The sequence below is a fragment of the Prosthecobacter sp. genome, assembly GCF_020439865.1.
Lineage (GTDB): Bacteria > Verrucomicrobiota > Verrucomicrobiia > Verrucomicrobiales > Verrucomicrobiaceae > Prosthecobacter.
The window spans coordinates 72,692-92,591 of sequence record NZ_JAGRPF010000214.1 but is presented as its reverse complement, the minus strand read 5'-3'; the positions used below and the strand labels follow the sequence as shown (position 1 = coordinate 92,591).

The 19,900-nt window shown below is 60.3% G+C and carries 15 protein-coding genes and 1 other RNA gene; 8 read left to right on the top strand and 8 right to left on the bottom strand.

The genetic code is table 11. The features are described from left to right. Window positions 1–196 precede the first annotated feature (196 nt). Together KDL09_RS23100 and KDL09_RS23095 are read left to right on the top strand one after the other, a co-directional pair. Window positions 197–1,015 (top strand): AraC family transcriptional regulator, encoded by an 819-nt coding sequence (locus KDL09_RS23100; RefSeq protein WP_294390546.1) that lies wholly within the window; start codon window positions 197–199, stop codon window positions 1,013–1,015. A 198-nt stretch (window positions 1,016–1,213) separates the two neighbouring features. Further along, complete coding sequence (locus KDL09_RS23095) at window positions 1,214–2,440, top strand: Gfo/Idh/MocA family oxidoreductase (RefSeq protein WP_294390545.1); 1,227 nt, start codon at window positions 1,214–1,216, stop codon at window positions 2,438–2,440. 65 nt (window positions 2,441–2,505) lie between these two features. On the opposite strand, the gene KDL09_RS23090 is transcribed toward KDL09_RS23095, so the two are convergent. Next, complete coding sequence (locus tag KDL09_RS23090; RefSeq protein ID WP_294390542.1) at window positions 2,506–3,588, bottom strand: Gfo/Idh/MocA family oxidoreductase; 1,083 nt, start codon at window positions 3,586–3,588, stop codon at window positions 2,506–2,508. A 153-nt stretch (window positions 3,589–3,741) separates the two neighbouring features. On the opposite strand from KDL09_RS23090, the gene KDL09_RS23085 reads away from it, so the two are divergent. The 5 genes from KDL09_RS23085 (at window position 3,742) to KDL09_RS23065 (ending at window position 8,923) form a co-directional block, all read left to right on the top strand. Then, on the top strand, window positions 3,742–4,233 hold the full coding sequence (locus tag KDL09_RS23085) for a GNAT family N-acetyltransferase (RefSeq protein WP_294390539.1): 492 nt from the start codon (window positions 3,742–3,744) through the stop codon (window positions 4,231–4,233). Between the two features lie 66 nt (window positions 4,234–4,299). After that, entirely contained in the window at window positions 4,300–5,670 is a 1,371-nt protein-coding gene (locus KDL09_RS23080) for a DUF1501 domain-containing protein (protein ID WP_294390536.1), read from the top strand. Next, window positions 5,667–7,424 carry a DUF1549 and DUF1553 domain-containing protein gene (locus tag KDL09_RS23075; RefSeq protein WP_294390533.1) on the top strand — a complete coding sequence of 586 codons (1,758 nt, stop codon included), beginning with the start codon at window positions 5,667–5,669 and terminating at the stop codon, window positions 7,422–7,424. Before KDL09_RS23080 ends, KDL09_RS23075 begins: the two co-directional genes overlap by 4 nt. A 3-nt stretch (window positions 7,425–7,427) precedes the next feature. Further along, a complete protein-coding gene (locus tag KDL09_RS23070) occupies window positions 7,428–7,835 on the top strand; it encodes a MotA/TolQ/ExbB proton channel family protein (protein WP_294390530.1) in 408 nt (135 codons plus the stop codon). A 113-nt stretch (window positions 7,836–7,948) separates the two neighbouring features. Beyond that, window positions 7,949–8,923, top strand: coding sequence for a hypothetical protein (locus KDL09_RS23065; protein WP_294390527.1), 975 nt, complete (start codon window positions 7,949–7,951; stop codon window positions 8,921–8,923). 40 nt (window positions 8,924–8,963) lie between these two features. Here the strand turns inward: KDL09_RS23065 and rnpB are convergent. From rnpB to gcvT, 6 genes are all read right to left on the bottom strand, one after another. Continuing rightward, an RNA gene (gene rnpB / locus KDL09_RS23060) (RNase P RNA component class A) lies at window positions 8,964–9,386 on the bottom strand. Between the two features lie 46 nt (window positions 9,387–9,432). Then, window positions 9,433–10,959 carry a sulfatase gene (locus tag KDL09_RS23055; protein WP_294390524.1) on the bottom strand — a complete coding sequence of 509 codons (1,527 nt, stop codon included), beginning with the start codon at window positions 10,957–10,959 and terminating at the stop codon, window positions 9,433–9,435. Window positions 10,960–10,991: 32 nt separating this feature from the next. Continuing rightward, window positions 10,992–13,817: an aminomethyl-transferring glycine dehydrogenase gene (gene gcvP, locus KDL09_RS23050; protein WP_294390521.1), complete on the bottom strand. Its 2,826-nt coding sequence runs from the start codon at window positions 13,815–13,817 to the stop codon at window positions 10,992–10,994. Between the two features lie 50 nt (window positions 13,818–13,867). Continuing rightward, a complete protein-coding gene (locus KDL09_RS23045; RefSeq protein ID WP_294390518.1) occupies window positions 13,868–14,692 on the bottom strand; it encodes an aspartyl/asparaginyl beta-hydroxylase domain-containing protein in 825 nt (274 codons plus the stop codon). Window positions 14,693–14,791: 99 nt separating this feature from the next. Next, complete coding sequence (gene gcvH, locus KDL09_RS23040; protein ID WP_294390515.1) at window positions 14,792–15,172, bottom strand: glycine cleavage system protein GcvH; 381 nt, start codon at window positions 15,170–15,172, stop codon at window positions 14,792–14,794. 18 nt (window positions 15,173–15,190) lie between these two features. After that, window positions 15,191–16,306 (bottom strand): glycine cleavage system aminomethyltransferase GcvT, encoded by a 1,116-nt coding sequence (gcvT, locus tag KDL09_RS23035; protein ID WP_294390513.1) that lies wholly within the window; start codon window positions 16,304–16,306, stop codon window positions 15,191–15,193. Between the two features lie 143 nt (window positions 16,307–16,449). Between gcvT and KDL09_RS23030 the strand changes: the two genes are divergently transcribed. Then, window positions 16,450–18,570, top strand: a complete 2,121-nt coding sequence (locus tag KDL09_RS23030) for a M3 family metallopeptidase (protein WP_294390510.1) — start codon at window positions 16,450–16,452, stop codon at window positions 18,568–18,570. On the opposite strand, the gene KDL09_RS23025 is transcribed toward KDL09_RS23030, so the two are convergent. After that, complete coding sequence (locus KDL09_RS23025; protein WP_294390508.1) at window positions 18,571–19,779, bottom strand: MFS transporter; 1,209 nt, start codon at window positions 19,777–19,779, stop codon at window positions 18,571–18,573. It abuts the gene before it with no gap. Between the last annotated feature and the right edge of the window lie 121 nt (window positions 19,780–19,900).

The window sequence follows — 19,900 nt, the reverse complement described above, 5'->3', positions numbered from 1 at the left end:
CACAGCGGACTTAAAATCCGCTGGGCGGAAACGCCCTTGCCGGTTCGAGTCCGGCCATCGGCACCAGAGCGCATAATGGAAACCACTATGCCGGAATTGCGGTGCTTCATGACGCTGCAAACCGTAGCGGACGACAATATCGGAACAACCATGAGAGGGCATCATTGGCGGCGTGAACCACAAACACGAACGCGCCATGAACACCTCTGCTTCCCACACCACCGCCCGCCAACGCTTCATCCAGAACCTCGCTGAAAGCGAGCTGTTCCAGCACTACCAGAAAGCGTTTCACACACTCACCAGCCTTCCGCTGAACTTGGAGTCCGTCGGTGAGGATGTGCACATGGACCATGTCACGACCCGCACCGGGGTCGCCGGAGTCGTGGAAACTCAGGTTCCTGTCCGTGTCGGTAAAAACACCATCGCGGTCATGCTCACCGGTGGTGTACGCCTCCAGCCCGCGAATGCCGACACCTTCGCTCCAGTGGCGAAAGCCCTCCTTGATGAAGGCCGCTCCGCCGCTGAAGTGCGCAGCGCCCGCGTGCAGTTTGAGCACGTGCCGGTCATGCAGCCTGAGCGCTACGAGGCAGCCATCGCCATCCTGCAGTCCTTCTCGCTCCAGCTCGGTGAAAGCGCCCACCGCCTGCTGTTTGCCAACGCCACCCACGAGCCCGAAGCCGTGCGCAACGCCAAGGCCTTCATCCACCAGCACCTCGCCGAGCCGATGTCGCTCGAAGCCGTGGCCAAGGCGGTGAACGTCAGCCCCTTCCACTTCTGCAAGCTCTTCAAGCGCGCCACCGGCCTCACCTTCACGGATTTCGTGAACCGCGCCCGTGTGGAAAAAGCCAAGCGCATGCTCATGAAGCCGGCCGCCCGCATCACGGAAGTGGCCTACGACGTCGGTTTCCAGAGCCTGTCCCACTTCAACCGCAGCTTCCGCCGCATTGCGGACGAATCCCCCACGGAATTCCGCAGCCGCATGAAGAACGGATCGCCCGCCTTGCTGGCCGCATAAAATTTGTCGCCATGCGCATCGCACTGCGATGTTTCGACGACATAGCCCCGGAGAGACACACCTGAGCGCGTTGGGTAACTCTCTCCGGGGTTTTTTGTGCCCTGATCAGGACGTGGATGGACTTGACCCGTGTGCCCCCTCTGCGCACACTCGCTTCTCACCCTCCAACCCAGAACCAGGAACACAGAACATTTGATTATGAGCCGGAAAATTCGTTATGGCATGATCGGCGGCGGACGCGGCGCCTTTATTGGTGGCGTTCATCGCATCGCGGCGTCAATCGACCAGCAGGTCGAACTCGTTTGCGGCGCTTTCTCCTCCAATCCGGAAAGATCCAAGGCCAGCGGTGCCGATTTTTTCCTGCCCGCGGAACGTTGCTACGGAACTTTTGAGGAAATGATCAAGACGGAAGCCGCATTGCCTGCGGACAAGCGCATGGACTTCGTCTCCATCGTCACGCCGAACCACATGCACTTCCCGGCGGCGAAGCTGGCGCTCGAAAGCGGCTTCCACGTGCTCTCTGACAAACCGGCGACCTTCGACCTCGCCCAGGCAAAGGAACTTGCAGGCATCGTGAAGGCGTCCGGTAAGCTCTACGGCGTCACTTACAACTACACCGGCTATCCGATGATCCGTCAGGCACGCCAGATGATCGAGCAAGGCAAGCTGGGCAAGATCCGCAAAGTCGTGGCCGAGTATCCGCAGGGCTGGCTCGCGACGATGCTGGAAAACACCGGCCAGAAGCAGGCCTCCTGGCGCGTCGATCCCGCGATCTGCGGAGCCGCCGGTTGCATGGGCGACATTGGCACGCATGCGATGAACCTCGCGGAATACGTCACCGGTTTGCACGTGAAGGAACTCGCCGCCGACCTCACCCACTTCCTCGGAGATCAGGGCCGCAAACTCGAAGACGATGGCAATGTGCTGCTGCGCTTTACCAACGGCGCGAAGGGCGTGCTGCACTCCAGCCAGATCAGCGTCGGCTGCGAAAACAATCTCAGCCTCCGCGTCTATGGCGAGCTGGGCGGCATCGAATGGAGCCAGCTCGATCCGAACACGATGATCGTCACCTGGCTGGACCAGCCGAAGCAGATCTATCGCACCAGCATGGGCTACCTCGGCAGCGCCGCAGCCGCCGCCACACGCACGCCCGCCGGGCATCCGGAAGGCTACCTCGAAGGCTTCGCCAACCTCTATAAGAACTTCGTCAATCACGTCCGCGCCGTCGAGGCCGGCACCACGCCGAACCCGCTCGACATGGACTACCCAACCATCGAAGACGGCGTCGCCGGCATGGCCTTCATCGAGGCAGTCGTCGCTTCCTCCGCCAACAACGCAGCGTGGACGCCGCTGGATTACACGCCTTCCGCACGAGCCAAGTATGGCGATGCGACGCTGAACAGCGATCGCGGTGGTTTGAGCTGATCCGCACAGATCACAAAAAAGGCGCAGGCAGCGATGCCTGCGCCTTTTTCATATCAATCATCCGATCAAATCGCCACCGGCTTCCCGCCCTTCGCCGACTCATACACCGCGTCGATGACCTGCATCAGACGCAGCGCCTGCTCCGGCGTGTTCAGCGGTTCGCATTTGCCGTCGAGAAACTCGATGAAGTTCGCGGCGGAGCCGATGCGGCCCATGTCTTCACAGGGCAGGGAGATGATGTTGCGGTCCACGCTGTGGCCGTTTTCCTGAATGTAGAGTTCGGCGGAGTCGATGGCGGTGTTGTCGAAGCCGTCGATGGCGAAAAGGCGCTCCACCTTGCCACCGGCCTTGGTGCCCTGGAAGACCACCGAGACTTCCTCGCGCTTGATCATTTCCGCCCACGAGACCTGGAGGGACAGGACCTGGCCCGTTTTGAACATCACAAAGCCGTGCGCGGCGTTTTCCACGTCCGTCGTGCCGCCCACTTTGTCAGGGATGCCCCACGGGCCCTTGAACTGCTTGTCATGGATGAAGTCGGAGAAGATCTGGCCCATGACGTAGGCCGGCTCAGGATATCCCATGAAGTACATCGCGAGATCCACCATGTGCAGCAGATCGACGAGCGAGCCGCCGCCAGCGAGTTCCTTGGTGGTGAACCAGCCGCCGAAGCCTGGAATGCCGGTGCGGCGGATCCACTTGGCCTGCGCGGAATTGATGGTGCCGACGACGCCCTGATCGATGTAGGCCTTCATCGCCAGTGATTCCGGCCGCGCGCGGTTGTTGAAGTTGAAGAGCACGTGCTTGCCCGCCTTCTTCGCAGTGTCGATGATCTCCTGTACTTCCCCTGCGTTGAGAGCCGGGGGCTTCTCACAAAACACGTGCTTGCCGGCGGCAAGACACTGGACGGCCAGCGGCTTGTGGAACTTGTTCGGCACGATGACGCTGATAGCATCGAGTTCCGGGCTGCCCGACAGCATGGCTTCCACGGATTCATAGGAGGCTGGAATGCCGTATTTGGCCGCGGCTTTGGCGGCTGCGCCGGGGGCCGCATCGGCCACGGCCACGAGTTCCGCTCCCGCCTGGCGGAAACCCGCCTGATGATACTGCAACATGCCGCCTGCTCCGATGACTCCGACTTTGATGGACATAAAAGATGGTTTGTTAAGGTGGTTGATGGATTAAAATCCGGGGCGCGAGGATGTCGGGCGCGGGCCGCAGAGTCAAGACTGGAAAGTGCAGGCGGCCAAACACCACCGCGACCGGCTCGACAATCGTCATTTGAAGGCTTCTTTTCCAGCGCCATGCCCGTCTCCACCCGCCCAGCTACGCTCGCCGATCTCGACGCCATCAATGCGATTTACAATCACTACGTCGAGCACAGCACCTGCACCTATCAAACGGTGCCCAGCACCGCGCAGGAACGGCATGACTGGTTCGATGCGCACGGGCCTGAGCATCCCGTGATCGTCGCCGAAGAAAACGGTCAAATCACTGGCTGGGGTTCGCTCAGCCGCTTCCATCCGCGCCAGGCCTACTGCCACAGCGTGGAGGACTCCATTTATCTCCATCACGAACATCAAGGCAAAGGTCTCGGCAGCCTGCTGCTCGGCCAACTGCTGCGCATGGCGAAGGAGATCGGCCATCACACCGTCCTCGGCGGCATCGATGCCGACCAGAAAGGCAGCATCGCCCTCCATGCGAAATTCGGCTTCGAAAAAGTCTCCCATCTCAAGGAGGTCGGATTCAAACAGGGCCGCTGGCTCGACGTGATCTGGATGCAGAAGATGCTGTAGTGCTCCAGCATTGACTCCTGGCGTCCAAAAACGCTAGAACCGGCCCGCCTCCAACGTCTTGACGCCATGCAAACGGACCTCGCCACGTTCTCCCGCCGCCGATTTCTCGGCTCGACGGCGATGGGGCTTTCCAGCGTGGCGTTGTCGTCCCTGATGGCTGAATCGCGATCGCATTTCCCGGCGAAGGCGAAACGCGTCATCTGGCTCTTCATGCACGGCGGACCGAGCCACGTCGATTTGTTCGACCCGAAGCCTGAACTCATCCGCCACGCCGGCAAACCGCTGCCCGAAAGCTACGGCGCGGTCGAAACACGGCGCAAGGTTGCGCAAAACCCGCTACTTGCGCCGGTGAAGCCGTTTCAGAAGCACGGGCAGAGCGGCATCGAGATCAGCGACTTCCTTCCTCACATGGCCGAAATCGCCGACGAGATGTGCGTCATCCGCAGTTGCCACGGCGACAGCGTAAATCATCCTCAGTCGGTCTATCAGATGAACACCGGCTCCATCCAGATGGGCAGGCCGAGCATGGGAAGCTGGGTGGCCTACGGACTCGGTTCCGAAAACGCCGACATGCCCGCGTTCGTCGTGCTGCCGGACCCTGGCGGTGGTTTGAAAGGCGGACCGCCTGCCTGGGGCAGCGGTTATCTGCCTGCGACGTATCAAGGCACCACGATGCGTGCGGGCGAGAGTCCGATTCTGGATCTCCATGGTCCGCACAGCACCGCGCGTCAGCGTGCCACGCTCGATCTCATCCAGCAGATGAATGCGCAGCATCAGGCGCGTCATGAAGCAGACAGTGAGCTCGACGCCCGCATCCGCGCCTATGAACTCGCCTTTCGCATGCAAAGCGCTGCGCCGGAGGCCGTGGACATCTCACGCGAAACGGAGGCCACCCAACGCATGTATGGCCTCGATCATCCGCAGACGAAGGAGTTCGGCACACGCTGCCTGTTCGCACGGCGCATGATTGAGCGTGGCGTGCGTTTCGTGCAACTCTACTCCGGCGACACGAACGGTTGGGACGCACACGAAAATGTGCTCAAAAATCACACCGAATACTGTGCACGCACCGACAGACCAGTGGCGGGTTTGATTCGCGATTTGAAGCAGCGCGGACTTCTCGAGGACACGCTCGTCATCTGGGGCGGCGAATTCGGCCGCATGCCGATGAGTGAGAAAGGCGTGGGTCGCGATCACAATCCTTGGGGCTACACCACCGTGCTGTTTGGAGCCGGCGTGAAGCATGGTCACGTCCACGGCGCCACGGACGAGTTCGGCCTGCGTGCCGCACAGGACAAAGTTCACATCCACGATCTCCATGCCACGATCCTGCACACCCTCGGCATGGATCACGAACGCCTCACTTTCCGCCTCAACGGCCTCGACCAACGTCTGACCGGCGTGGAAGGCAACGTCGTCAAAGGCATCCTCGCATGAAGAAGTCATGGATCGCACTGATGCTGTTGCTCGCGGGGAATCACGCGCACGCCGTCTCGATTCACGCTTCGAGTGATCCGGTGAAGGATGAGCCGAAGATTACTGAAAAGGACAAGGAGCATTGGGCTTTCAAACCGCTTTCAAATGCGGACTTCGGAGTGCAGAATTCGGATTGGCAGAAAGCCAGCCGCGAACTCGATGCCCTCGTCAAAACGGAATCAAAGCGTGCCGAAGCCACGGCGCATATTCGTCGCATCACCTTCGATCTGACCGGTCTGCCGCCGACTCCGGAAGAGATTCGCGCGTTTCAGGATTCCGCACTCCGAAATCCGCATTCCGCATTCGAAGCACTCGTGGACAAACTGCTCGCTTCGCCCCGCTACGGCGAGCACTGGGCGCAGTGGTGGCTCGATCTGGCACGCTATGCCGACACGGACGGCTTCGAATACGACACCGAACGCAATCGCGCGTGGCAGTATCGCGACTGGGTCATCGACGCGCTGAACCGTGACATGCCGTTCGATGAGTTCGTGCAGAAGCAGATCGCGGGTGATTTGATTGGCGATGAAACGGGCACCGGCTTTCTGTTCTCCGCGCCCGACATGCCTGACCTCAACAATCAAAGCGAGCGCCGGCATGTGCTGCTCAACGACATCGCCACTGCCGTCGGTTCCGTTTGCTTCGGCCTCACGGTCGGATGCGCGCAGTGCCACGATCATCCCTACGATCCGATCAGCCAGGCCGATTTCTACCGCCTGCGAGCGTTCTTCAACAACACCGTACTGCCGAAGGAGCGCAAACCCCTCGGGCCGTTCGTTCGCGTGTTCACCGAAGGTGTTCCGGCAAGCACCGTGTTCGTGCGTGGCGATTTCAAACGTCCCGGCCCCGAGATTCAGCCCGCCTTCCCACGCGTTTTCGGCAGCACGCCCGCAAACGCCGATCGTCTCGCCCTCGCGAAGTGGATCACAGGCAAGGACAACGCATTGTTCCTGCGTGCGACAGCGAATCGCCTCTGGCAGCAGCATTTTGGGAAGCCTCTCGCCGCGATTCCCGGCGATCTCGGCCATCAAGGCGAGGCTCCGACCAATCCCGCGCTTCTCGACTGGCTCGCCACCGAACTACCGCGCCAAAGCTGGAGCCTCAAACGCCTTCACAAGATCATCGTGATGTCGGATTACTACCAGCAGGCCAACGCGCCACGCAAACGCCTCACCGGAGAAATGCTGCGCGATGCGATGCTCAGTGTCAGCGGCCGCTTGAACCTCAAAACCGGCGGCCCCGGCGTGAAACTGCCGCTGCCGAAGGAAATCAGCGAGACGTTGATCAAAAAGCAGGCCGAACCGACCGCCGACATCACCGAGCACGACCGCCGCAGCATCTACACCTTCGCGCGTCGCAACCTGCGCCAGCCGTTGTTCGAATTGTTCGACCGTCCCGACGCACAGATCAGCTGCGCCCGACGCAATGCCTCCACCACCGCCCCGCAGGCGCTCATGCTGCTGAACTCCGAGTTCGCCCACGATATCGCGGCGAAAATCGCCGCTGATTTGACGGAGCAACATGGCTCCGATGCTTCATCGCTCATCACCGAAGCCACGCTTCGCTGTCTGGCACGTCAACCGACGAAACAAGAGATCGAAGCCGGGCAAAAGTTCCTGCAAAAGCAAACTGCGCTGACACCGCATTTCCACGACGCCTTCGCGGATTTCTGCCTCGCGCTGCTGAACTCGAACGAGTTTCTCTACATTGACTGAAGCATGGAATCGGTCGCATCATCGCAGCGTGGATCCTTCATCGCCAAACTCGGTGCCTGGCTCCAGCTCGCGCAGTTGATTGGCATGGGAGGGACTGTCGTCGGCATGATGAAGGCGTTTGGGGACCTGAAAACGAGCGGCGCGAGTGACCCGGAAATACTCAGTGGTGCGATCGGCGAGGTGCTGATCACAACCGCCGTGGGCTTTGCGATCTCCATCGTTGGACTCGTACTGGTGACCATCGCCATCTCGGCCTGCCACTATCGCGCGGTGTGGATGTTCTGGTTTCTCTGCATCTACGGCGAACTCCTCATCTTCTATTTATTTCCCTTCGGTCTGTTCTTCCTGATCTTTGCACTTGTGAAAAAGGACGAGTTTTTGAAAACTTCGGAGCAAACGCTGGCGGCCTGAAAAGCCGAAGGAATTCGTGCCTGACACGACATGGAATGAAGGAGCGAAAAAGCTCTCGAAGCTTGAAGCCCGGTCGTCCGAGGCGAGCGTACCCTTGTTCTTTATCCGCATTCATGGCCAAACTCCAGATCAGCCCCTATCCGGACACCCCCGCCTCACGCGAGGAACTGGTGGCGTTTTTGAAGGAGCACTGGACTCCTGACGAGCAGCCCGATTGGGAAAGGCGCATGCGCTTCTGGTGGGATGAAAACCCTGCAGCCGCAGGAAATAGAGAACGGGGACGCTGGGTGCATGCAGACGGACGCCTTGTCTGCTTTGGCGGATCGATCCCTGCGGCCTACGCCTGGCGTGGGAATCATTGTCCCGCCGTTTATGCCACAACCTTTTGCGTGGACACACGATTTCCGAAGGCGGCCGCGATGCTGTTTCTAAAACAGCGTGAAGTCATGCAGCAGCAGATCATCACACACACCACGCCCAACCCGCGTGTACAGGAGGCGCTTTTGAAAATGAATGCGCGGGCTGAGAAGAGTGTGACGCGGCATTATCTGCTCGCAGGCAGCGCCTCGCAACTGAGCAGGCGATCGTGGTGGCCGTCGTTTCCCACGTGCAAACGACTGACGACCGATCCCGCCGAAGTTGCCGCAGTTGCACGTCCCTTTCAGAGGGCTGACCGCATCGAAAAGTGGATCAGTCCGGAATACCTGCGCTGGTTCAGCCGTTCTCCGGGGCGAAAGCATCATTTCCTCGGAGTTGTGAATTCCGAAGGCACGTTGAGCTCCTATCTGCTCGCCATACGACATTCGATCAAAGGACTGCGTAGCTGGGACGTGCTGGAGAGCTTCACCACGGAGGACGATCAATCTGAACTGCATGCGCTCATCGGCCTGCTGGTGAAGCAGCCTGATCTGCTTCCGGGCGGTGCGTTGTTGGTCACCGCGGCTGCATTTCCTGGCGATCCTGTTTGGGATCGCACGCCTGCACTGTTCCGGCGTCATCAACAGGTCTGCCATTTCTTCCTCCTGCCAGAAGCGTTGCGTAACGCGCCCAAGCATACCGCGATGGCCGAAGGCGACCTGGGGCTGTGAGAGAAAGGCGAAGGCGCCGGGATTTCTCCCGACGCCTTCATTGTGGATCGGCCCTCATAAGCCGGATTCTGTGTCCCCGACGTCTTGCGACGCCTGGCTGTGATCATTTATCTGTCGGGCTGAGCGACCAGCCCGCCCCTGCTTGCGCAGTGGTGCGACTATTACCCGGAGCTATCCATCCCTTGCGGGACTTGCGGCCAGGCGGGCCGTTTCTCCTGTTCTGTCTTGCACCGCATGAGGTTTGTCGTGCCCCCTTCCTCGCGGTCGGGGCGGTGGGCTCTTACTCCGCCGTTTCACCCTTACCATGCCGAGGCATGGCGGTTTGTTTTCTGTGACACTGTCTGTGACCGCGGCTTGCACCGCAGCCCCCACGCTTTCACGTGGCATGCTGCCTTGTGGTGTCCGGACTTTCCTCTGGCATCCCGTCTTGCGACGAAACGCCAGCGACCACTCCGGCCGACCCGTGAGCAGGTTAACGAATGCAGTCGCGAAGGGCAAGGCGGGATTGCCTACTCCTGCTTCTTTCCCTTTTTCTTCTTGGGTTCTTCCGGAAGCGGCTGGCCTTTTTGTGCGGCCTCCCACTCGGCGTAGCCTTTGCCCTTGCGACCTCCGAGGTACTTGTAGGTGTCGAAGATAGCTTCGTTGCCCAGCGCACGCGGATCCTTTTCCTCCTTGAGAATGCCTTCCATTTTCTCGCGCAGCTCCTTCTTGATGGCGGCGAATTTCGGATCGGTGGCGAGGTTCTTCAGGCACTCGGGGTCCTTCACGATGTCGTACAACTCCTCCTCTGCACGATAGGCGAAAGCGAGGTCATAGAACGGTCCCTTGTTTTCCAGAATCCAGTCCTTGGTGGGGCTGGCGTCGCAGTTGCGGTAGCCGGTCTCGGGGTTGCCGGCAGGCCAGCGTTCCGGGTGGTAGTTGTGGCTGTAAAAGAACTCGGTGGTGCGAATGGTGCGCACGGGATAACCCCAGTCGTTCGGGCGGCCGATGTCATGACGCTCCTTGCCGGCGAGCATGACCTTGCGGTCCTCGATGAAGCCGCTCTTCTCGCTGCTCAGGATGTTGACGAGACTTTTGCCGCTCATCTGTTCATGCACCGGCAGTCCGGCGAGTTCGAGATAGGTGGGGGCAAAGTCGCGCACGTTGATGAAATCCTCGACGACGCGTCCGGGTTTGATGCCTTTCCCCCAGCGCATGGCCAGCGGCAGATGGTAACCGTCTTCGTAGAGCTGTCCCTTCACACGTGGAAAAGGCATGCCGTGATCGGAGGTGACTACGACCAGCGTGTCATCGAGAATGCCCTGCTTCTCCAGCAGCGCGAGCGCCTTGCCGATGTGCGAATCCGCCCACTCGACCTCGATCGAGTAGTCGGCGAGATCGCCGCGAATGGTGTCATTGTCCGGGAAGTAGCCGGGCACGGTCACGTCGCTGAGCTTTTTGCCAAGACGCACGCCGGAGTTCAACTCATACGCACGATGCGGCTCGGTGAATCCCATCCAGAAGCAGAACGGCTTCTTCGCATCACGCTGCTCCATGAACTTGGCGAAGTTGGCCGAGTAGTCGTTCTTGCTGATCCCGGAGGCAGGCGGATTGCTCTTCTCAGTGTCAAAGCTCGGACCAGCAGGGTTGCGCGTGCGTCCTTCCAGTTTGAAGTCACCGGGCCCCCAGCCTTTGCCGGTCAGGCCGACTTCATAGCCGCTTTTCTCAAGCATGTCCGGATACACAGCGAACTTTGGCGGGAAGATGCCGCCGTGACACACCGCCTCCTCAAGCTGCCAGGTGTTGCGACCGGTGAGAATGGTGGCGCGACAAGGGCTGCACTTCGGATTCGAGGTGAACGCGTTTTTGAAGAGCACGCCTTCCTTGGCCACACGGTCAAAATTCGGTGTCTTCACCCAGTCACAACCGTAGGCACCCGCATGCTGCCAGCCCCAGTCGTCGAAGATGATGAACAGGATGTTCGGACGCGGCGCATCGGCGGCCTGCAGGCTGGAAACAAACGAGAGCGCAGCGACTAGGGACAGGAGCAATTTCATGCGCCGTGAAACGCAGCCCGAAACGCCGCCTATCAACTTGCTGCCGCTTCTTCGACGCTCACACAGGTGCACACGAGATGGCGGTCGCCATAGACGTTGTCGATGCGTGAAACCGGCGGCCAGTACTTGCTCTCCTGAACCCACGGCAGCGGGAAGGCGGCGACCTCGCGAGTGTACGCATGCGGCCAGTCGCTCTTCATGACGAAGGCGGCGGTGTGCGGGGCCTGTTTGAGCGTGTTGTCGGTGGGATGATACTGGCTGCTCTCGACGCCGATCATTTCAGCGTGGATGCACTGCATGGCATCACAGAAACGATCCAGTTCCGCAAGGCTCTCGCTCTCCGTGGGCTCAATCATGAGCGTGCCGGCCACCGGCCAGCTCATCGTGGGTGCGTGATAACCGAAGTCCATGAGACGCTTCGCCACGTCTTCGACGGTGACTTTATGGAAGTGGCTGAAGTCGAGGATGCACTCGTGAGCGACGAGCCCCTTCGCGCCTTTGTAGAGTGTGGGGAAGTTCGTCTCGAGTTTCTTCGCGACGTAGTTCGCGTTGAGGATGGCAAACTTGGTCGCATCGACGAGGCGGGGCCCCATCATGGCGATGTACATCCACGAGATCGTGCAGATGCTGGCGCTGCCCCACGGTGCGGAGCACACCGTGCCCTCGCGACGATCCGGCCGCCAGGTGTGATGTCCGGGCAGATGCGGACGCAGGTGCGCGGCCACAGCGATGGGTCCGACACCCGGACCGCCGCCGCCGTGCGGGATGCAGAATGTCTTGTGCAGGTTCAAATGACACACGTCGGCGCCGATGCGCCCCGGTGACGTCAGGCCCACCTGTGCGTTCATGTTCGCCCCGTCCATGTACACCTGGCCGCCGTGATCATGTACGAGCCGGCATATTTCGACGATCGACTCCTCGAATACGCCGTGCGTCGAAGGATAGGTAACCATCAGAGCCGCCACCTTGTCCTTGTTTGCTTCCATCTTCGCCTTCAAATCATCGACAGCGATGTTGCCGTGATCGTCACAAAGGACGGGCACCACCTTGAACCCGCACATGACCGCGCTGGCGGGATTGGTACCGTGTGCGGAGGTGGGAATCAGGCAGATGTCGCGATGATCCTCGCCACGAGATGCATGAAAGCGCTTGATCGCCAGCAGGCCCGCGTACTCGCCCTGCGAGCCCGCGTTTGGCTGCAACGAGACCGCATCGAAGCCGGTGCATTCCGCGAGCCAGGCTTCCAGATCACCAAACATGGTTCGATAACCCTCCGACTGGTCATGCGGGCAGAAGGGATGCAGGCTGTTCACCTCCGGCCAGCTCAGCGGCATCATTTCCGCGGCTGCGTTCAGCTTCATCGTGCAGGAACCGAGTGGAATCATGCTGCGGTTCAAGGCGATGTCTTTCGCCTCCAGGCGATGCAGGTAACGCATCATCTCCGTCTCGGAGTGGTACGAATTAAAGACGGGATGCGTCAAGAACTCGGACGAGCGGTGATGCTGTGCGGAGCAGTGAAGCGGCTGCGTGTCATCGAGCACCGGCGGCTGCGCCTTGGAGATGCCAAAAGCCGTGAGGATGTTAAACAGTTCGTCCTCCCGCACGCGCTCGTCGAGGGCGACGCCCACGGTGTTCGCATCGATCTTTCGGAGATTGATGCCAAACAACAGGGCGCGTTTGAGCAGATCATCGGCGTTCGGTACGCGCACGCTGATGGTGTCGAAGAAATCGTCGCTCAATACGTCGAGGCCTGCACGCAGGAGTTCACCGGCCAGCCAGACCGCCGCGCCATGAACACGATGAGCGATGGCCTTGAGCCCCTGAGGGCCATGATACACCGCGTACATCGACGCCATGACGGCGAGGAGCACCTGTGCGGTGCAGATGTTGCTGGTGGCTTTCTCGCGGCGGATGTGCTGCTCACGTGTCTGCAGCGAGAGGCGATACGCGGGCTTTCCAGAAGCATCCTTGGAGACGCCGATCAATCGTCCCGGCAGGCGACGCTTCAGCGCATCCTTTACCGCCATGAAAGCGGCATGTGGTCCGCCAAATCCAAGCGGCACGCCAAAACGCTGGCTGTTGCCGACGCAGATGTCAGCCCCGAATTCTCCGGGTGGTCGCAGCACGGTGAGCGCGAGCAGATCGGCGCTCACCACAAACAACGCACCGGCGTCATGCACTTCATTCGCCAGTTCGGAGAAATCATGAATGACGCCCAGGGTGTCAGGATACTGCACCAGCACGGCCGCCAGCCCCTTGGTGCCGTCGTTCTTCCACTGCAGCACGTCACCCACTTCCACCCTGATGCCGAGCGCCTCCATGCGGGTGCGGACGACTTCAATGTTGTGCGGATGACATTTGTCCGAGACGAACACGCGCGATGAACCGGCAATCTGAGCCACGGCCAGACTGAGCGCCTCTGCGCAGGCGGTGCCTTCGTCCAGCAGCGATGCGTTGGCGACATCGAGCGCCGTCAGATCGCGAATCATCGTCTGGAAATTGATCAACGCCTCGAGCCGGCCTTGCGCGATCTCGGCCTGATAGGGCGTGTAGGCCGTGTACCAACCAGGATTTTCAAGGATGTTCCGTTGGATGACGGGCGGGGTGAAGGTGTCGTGATAACCGAGGCCGATGAACGAACGCAGCACCTTGTTGCGGCCCATGATCTGGCGCATGCGACGCAGCGCCTGCTCTTCGCTCAGCGGAGGCGCCAGATTCAGGGCCTCCCGCATGCGAATCCCCTCAGGCACCACCTGGTCGATCAGTGCGTCGAGCGTTTGAAAGCCGAGCGTCTTCAGCATGCTCTCCGCCTCGGCGGCGGAGGGTCCAATGTGGCGGCGGGAAAAATTCGTGGGCATCGGTGTCGGGGCGGATGGAAGTGCCGAAGCTAACCAGCCGGAGCCCGGTGTCACTTGCCAAACAGGTCCCAGAATTTTTTCTCGGAGGCCTTCTGCTTGCCCTTCGCCTCGCGGAGGAACGGAGCCAGCGCGGCCAGATTCATGATCCAGTGATTGATCTGATCGAAGGGGAAGCGCAGCGGGCGGGCAAAGTCGACGAAAAGCACGACGCGATAGCCGTCCGTGTCGTTCCAGACCTCGTGGTTGTAAGTGTCGTCAAAGACGACCGCTTTACCCTCCTGCCATGAGTAAACCTGGTCGGCAATGCGAATGCGGCATTGATGGGAGGGTTCCGGCACCATGAGCCCCAGATGCAGACGCAGCACGCCAGCCCACGGGCCGCGATGCTCGGGAATGTGTTTGTTCGGAGAAAGGATCGAGAAGAAGCCCGTGGTGCAGCCGGGAATCATGTCGAGCACCTTCATCGTTTCGGGGCAGTGGCGGGCGTTTTCCTCGCAGTCCATGCCGACACCTTTGAGAAAGAAGGTCTTCCACTGGTCGTCACCCTGAATCATGCCGACTTCTTTCACGATGTCCTGGAAGCTTGGCATCGCGTCGCGGTACTTCATCACCGCGTCCAGCTCTGCTCGCACCTTCTGCCAGTTTGCCTCGACATCCTTCACCCACGGAAAGTGGCGCGAGTCATAGATCGGCGGATCACCCTGAATCGAACAGTGGGCGATGACAGCTTCGATGATGTCCTGCAGCTTGTTGACGACCTTCTCCATCAGGCCTTTGGCCGGGAAGGTGCGGTGGCGACGATGGTAGGCGTCGATGGGCTTGATCTGGAAGCCTGCGGGGACGGTGGCGACGGAGGAGGACGCTTCAGGGGGCATGATTCAAAAAAGCACGGCAATCAGTAACAAATCCGTCACCGAATGCAGCCAAAAACAGCATGCAAATTTTGCGCGCTCACCTCTCGAACCACCAAAGCTTCAACCGATGTGCTTGCGATACGCCTCGGCATCCATCAAGGCATCAGCTTCGGAGGCGTTCGTGGGCTTGATTTTGAAAATCCATCCACCGATGTAGGGATCGCGATTGAGGAGACCCGGATCGCTGCTGAGCGCTTCGTTGATCTCGACGATCTCGCCGGACACCGGCGCGTAGATGTCACTCGCTGCTTTAACGGACTCGATCACGCAGACCTGCTGCCCCGCACTGACCTGGGTGCCAAGCTTCGGAGGATCAACGAAAACAACATCGGTCAGTTCCGCCTGGGCGTGATCCGTGATGCCGACCGGAGCCGGGGATTGCATCGGATCGATCCATTCGTGGGAGTCACGGTAGCGCAGATTGTCAGGAACGTTGCTCATGAGGTTGTCGGTGGTAAGTTAAACGGATGGCTTGCGATAAAACGGCTTCTTCACGACTTCCGCAGGGAAGCGACGGCCGCGAATCTCGATCTCGATAGCGGTGCCGATAGCCGTGGCGGCCAATGGCAGATATACCATACCAATGCCTGCACCGAGGCTGGGCGACTGCGTGCCGCTGCACACTTCGCCGACGATCTCACCGGCATGCGCAACGGGATAGTGGGGACGCGGCGGCGGTGCGGCACCGGTCATGCGAAAAGCGGCCAGTTTGTCGGGCAGTCCGGCGGCTTTTTGCGCCACCAAGGCTTCGCGCCCGGTGAAGTCACCCTTGTCGAGATCGACGAAGAACCCAAGTCCGGCCTGCAGTGGGGTGCGGTCTTCAGAGAGATCGTTGCCATTAAGCGGATAGCCCATTTCGAGGCGCAGCGTATCACGTGCACCCAGTCCGCAGGGCGCGCCACCGGCGGCCTTCACTGCATCGACGATCTTGCGGAACCACGCTTCGGCGGTTTCAGCGGGCATGAAGAATTCAAAGCCTTCTTCTCCGGTGTAGCCGGTGCCACAGAGCCACATCGGACCGCTCTCCGCCATGGTGACGAGAATTGTGTTATGCGCCGGGAAGGAGTTCTCGTCGCCGAAGACCGCAGCCGCCACTTCGCGCGCTTTCGGCCCTTGAATCGCGAGACCGGCGGTAAAATCACTCGCGTTGGCCATCAAAACATCGTCTTCGCTGGTGAGCTGGGACTCGAGCTGCTCCCAATCTTGATCAATGCGCGAAGCATTCACCACGAGGAAGAACTCACGCTCGCTGATGCGGTAGGCAATGAGATCGTCGATCACACCTCCACGGGTGTTCAACAGCAGGGTGTACTGTCCCTGCCCGGGCTGAAGCTCGGAAATGTTGTTCGTCAGAACGCGGTTCAGAAAGACCTCCGCGCCTTTACCGCTCACGATGAACTGACCCATGTGCGAGATGTCGAAGACGCCGACGCTCTGACGCACCGCCTTATGCTCCTCGACGATGCCCGTGTACTGAACCGGCATGTCCCAGCCTGCGAAGGGCACCATGCGCGCGCCCATTTCCACGTGCACGGCGTGCAGGGGTGTATGGCGAAGCGAGGCGGGGTCGGTCACGGTGCGCGCATGTTGTGAAGCACCGGCGTTTTGTCAATTGGCGCAGTGTTTTGGCCCAATTCCTCATGGCAATGTCGTTTGCAGCATCCTGCAACCACTCCATAATCCGCGTCCCCCCGTAGCCCGCGAAAAAAGCCCCAACCATGGCAGCACCGTTTCTCACTCAGGACTTTCACATCCGCTGGTCCACCCTGACTCCCGAACACATCGAAGCCGACATCCGGGCCGCCCTTGAAAAAGCGCAGGCGGATCTCGAGGCGCTCATCGACCAGAATCGCGGCAAGCTGAGCTTTGAGTCTGTCGTGCTCGGTCTTGGTGACGTCACACAGGGACTTAACGAAGCATGGGGCCTCGTGACGCATCTCGACTCGCTGTGCAACTCCCCTGCTCTGCGCGAAGCTCACAACAAGATGCTGTCGGAAGTCAGCGCGTTCTTCGCCAAGATTCCGCTCAATGAGCATCTGTGGGACCTGCTCGTCACCTACAGCAAAACCGACGAGGCGAAAAAGCTCCCTCCTGTGCGCAAGCGAGCGCTGACCGAGGAGATGGAGGGTTTCATTCAAGCAGGCGCCGATCTGCCGCCGGACAAGAAGAAGCGCGTCGAGGAGATCGAGTCTGAACTCTCGCAACACACGCAGAAGTACTCCGAGAACGTGCTCGATTCGACGAACAAGTGGGAATTGCTCATTGAAGACGTGGATCGTCTCCAAGGTCTGCCACAGACCGCCATCGACGCTGCGCGCGCAGATGCGGTCGCCAAAGGACTCGGCACGCCAGAGAAGCCCGTCTATCGCTTCACCTTGAAAGCGCCTTCGATGATTCCCGTCATGGAATACATCGAGGACGATGGCATCCGCCGCCAGGTCTGGGAAGGCTCCTGTGCCATTGGACGCGGCGGAGAGCACGACAACACCGATCTGGTCTGGAAAATCCTGCGCCTGCGACATGAGAAGGCGCAGATCATGGGAAAGGCGAACTTTGCCGACCACGTGCTGGCACATCGCATGGCCAAAACCGGCCAGAGCGCACTGCGTTTCATCACTGACCTGCACGAACGCGTGAAGGAGGCCTTCGACCGCGAAACGATCGAGCTGCAGGAGTATCGGGCGGACACGGCGCATCAAACGGCGGACCTATTCCAGCCTTGGGAAGTCTCCTTCTGGAGTGAAAAGCAACGCAAGACGAAATACGATTTCGATGAGGAGGAACTGCGCCCCTTCTTCCCGATCGACAAAGTGCTCAGCGGGATGTTCCAGCTCGCCGAGAAGGTTTTCGATCTGCGTATCACCAGCCGCGAAGTTGTTTACGTCGAACCCGGCAAAGAGGCGCCCTCCAACGTCAGCACCCAGCCAGGAAAACCAGGTCCGGTCGAAGTCTGGCATCCCGAAGTGAAATTCTACGAGGTGCGCAATGAGAAGGGCGTGCACATCGGCTCCTTCTATGCCGACTGGCATCCGCGTGATTCGAAACGCGGCGGCGCCTGGATGAACTATCTCAAGATGGGAGTGCCTCCGAGCGGAGAGCGCGACCGTCGCCTGCATCTCGGCCTCATCTGCGGCAACATGACGCCGCCCGTCGACGGCAAGCCCGCGCTGCTCACGCATGACGAGGTCTGCACCGTGTTTCACGAGTTTGGCCACCTGCTGCACCAGCTTTGCGGCAACGTCGAAATTCCGTCCCTCAATGGCGTCAGCGTTTACTGGGACTTCGTGGAACTGCCTTCGCAGCTCATGGAAAACTTCTGCTGGGAGCGTGAGAGCCTCGACCTCTTCGCCCGCCATCACGAGACCGGAGAAACAATCCCGGCGCGTCTGTTCAAGAAGATGCTCGCGGCGAGAAACTACCGCAGCGCCAGCGACATCATGCGTCAGCTCGCCTTCGGAAAACTCGACCTCGAACTGCACATGCACCACGCGAACGACGAGGGGGCCGATCTCGACAAGCTCGCGCGGAAACTGCTTGAGGGCTACATCATGCAGCTCAAGACCGAGCAGCCGACGATGGCACGCCGCTTCGGTCACCTTTTCAGCAGCCCGGTGGGCTATGCGGCCGGCTACTACAGCTACAAGTGGGCCGAGGTGCTCGACGCGGATGCGTTCACCCGCTTCCAGAAGGAAGGTGTGCTCAATCCCGCCGTCGGCCGCGAATTCCGTGATCTGATCCTGAGCAAGGGCAACTCCGAGGACCCTGCCAAGCTGTTCCAAGACTTCATGGGCCGTGATCCCGATGCGATGGCGCTGCTCGTGCGGGCCGGACTCGCCTGATCACGCCGGACTGTGTACCCGGCCGCGATACGCGAGGGCAAAGAAGACGCATACTACCGCGGTCAGCGCCGTCTCGCCCCACCAGAAAAGCGGCCAGTTCGTGATTGTGTCTTTCGTGCAGGCTGCATACCACCATCCGCCACCAAGATAACCGAGCATGTTTCCCACACCGCTCATCAAAAGCGCCAGCAGCGCCTGAGCACGCACACGCCATTTGGGGTCGATGCGTTCCTCCAGATAAATTTGCGCGGTGATAAAATAAAGCGTGTAGGCAAAGCCGTGAAGCAGCGTGCCCGTCATCACCCAGGCGGTGGTGCCCATGGCATTGAATGCATAGCGGACGACGCAGATGGCGATGCCGGACAGGAACACCCATTTCAACCGCACCCGCGCCAGCAAACCGGCGAGCACCAGCATCACGAGGATTTCAGTGGTCTGCCCCAATGAGATGGCGGCGGAAATGTTGCTCAAGCCTAGATCACTCAAGTGCCGGGCGGTGTAGGGATAAAAGGCCGCCAGCGGAATGCAGTACAGAGCTGCGGTGATGAACACCACGCGATGGTCGCGATTCTTGAGCAGTTCCAGCGCACTGAGGCCGAGAATCTGCCCCCAGGTGCGCTGCCTCAGCACCACCGGCGGCGGAACACTCGGCAGACGCCACGTGAGCGCCATCACCACCAGCCACAGCCCGGACGCCGTGACAGCGGCCACCAACGAGGCGTCCGCACGCAGCACAAAACTGACGATCCAGCAGCCCACCATCCAGCCGCCGGTGGCCCAGGCACGCAGCGGGCCGAACTGACGCTTCGCATCGTGCAGTTGGGAAAACACGATGCTGCTGGTGACACTCCACACCGGCATGGAAACCAGCGCCTGCACCTGGGCGCAGGCGAGGATCGCCATGTCGCTCCAGCCCCAGAACAGCGAGCCGCAGGTCAGCAGCAGGGCGAGGCTGGTCAGACCAGTCAGCCAGCGCAGCAACGTCACCGGCGAGTGCTTCTGATCCGCCAGCGCTGCCACAAACAGAGGTGAAAAGAAAGCCGCCACCGAAGTCGTCGCCAGCACCCACGGCACCAAATGCCCGCGACCGTGCGCAGCAAACACATTGGCCAGCGGGACATTCCACATCCCCATGGGAAGCGCCGCGAAAAAGAACAGCGTCGCAAGCGATTTGCGACTGGCCTTGGCGTCCGGGGCGGGGTTGGGCATCGTTGTGAATTTTGAAATAAGCCGGGAGGCGCAAAACTCCAACAACGAGTCTGCAAAAAGCGATGGTTGCACCCCTGCCCCGCCTTTCCATCTTCCGCGCTCCTTTCTCACCCACCCGCTC

Coding starts and splice junctions, on each gene's coding strand:
- KDL09_RS23095 (WP_294390545.1), top strand. CDS start 1,214: ATGAGCCGGAAAATTCGTTATGGCATGATCGGCGGCGGACGCGGCGCC.
- KDL09_RS23055 (WP_294390524.1), bottom strand. CDS start 10,959: ATGAAATTGCTCCTGTCCCTAGTCGCTGCGCTCTCGTTTGTTTCCAGC.
- KDL09_RS23065 (WP_294390527.1), top strand. CDS start 7,949: ATGGCCAAACTCCAGATCAGCCCCTATCCGGACACCCCCGCCTCACGC.
- KDL09_RS23045 (WP_294390518.1), bottom strand. CDS start 14,692: ATGCCCCCTGAAGCGTCCTCCTCCGTCGCCACCGTCCCCGCAGGCTTC.
- KDL09_RS23090 (WP_294390542.1), bottom strand. CDS start 3,588: ATGTCCATCAAAGTCGGAGTCATCGGAGCAGGCGGCATGTTGCAGTAT.
- gcvP (WP_294390521.1), bottom strand. CDS start 13,817: ATGCCCACGAATTTTTCCCGCCGCCACATTGGACCCTCCGCCGCCGAG.
- KDL09_RS23030 (WP_294390510.1), top strand. CDS start 16,450: ATGGCAGCACCGTTTCTCACTCAGGACTTTCACATCCGCTGGTCCACC.
- KDL09_RS23080 (WP_294390536.1), top strand. CDS start 4,300: ATGCAAACGGACCTCGCCACGTTCTCCCGCCGCCGATTTCTCGGCTCG.
- KDL09_RS23025 (WP_294390508.1), bottom strand. CDS start 19,779: ATGCCCAACCCCGCCCCGGACGCCAAGGCCAGTCGCAAATCGCTTGCG.
- KDL09_RS23070 (WP_294390530.1), top strand. CDS start 7,428: ATGGAATCGGTCGCATCATCGCAGCGTGGATCCTTCATCGCCAAACTC.
- KDL09_RS23100 (WP_294390546.1), top strand. CDS start 197: ATGAACACCTCTGCTTCCCACACCACCGCCCGCCAACGCTTCATCCAG.
- KDL09_RS23075 (WP_294390533.1), top strand. CDS start 5,667: ATGAAGAAGTCATGGATCGCACTGATGCTGTTGCTCGCGGGGAATCAC.
- KDL09_RS23085 (WP_294390539.1), top strand. CDS start 3,742: ATGCCCGTCTCCACCCGCCCAGCTACGCTCGCCGATCTCGACGCCATC.
- gcvH (WP_294390515.1), bottom strand. CDS start 15,172: ATGAGCAACGTTCCTGACAATCTGCGCTACCGTGACTCCCACGAATGG.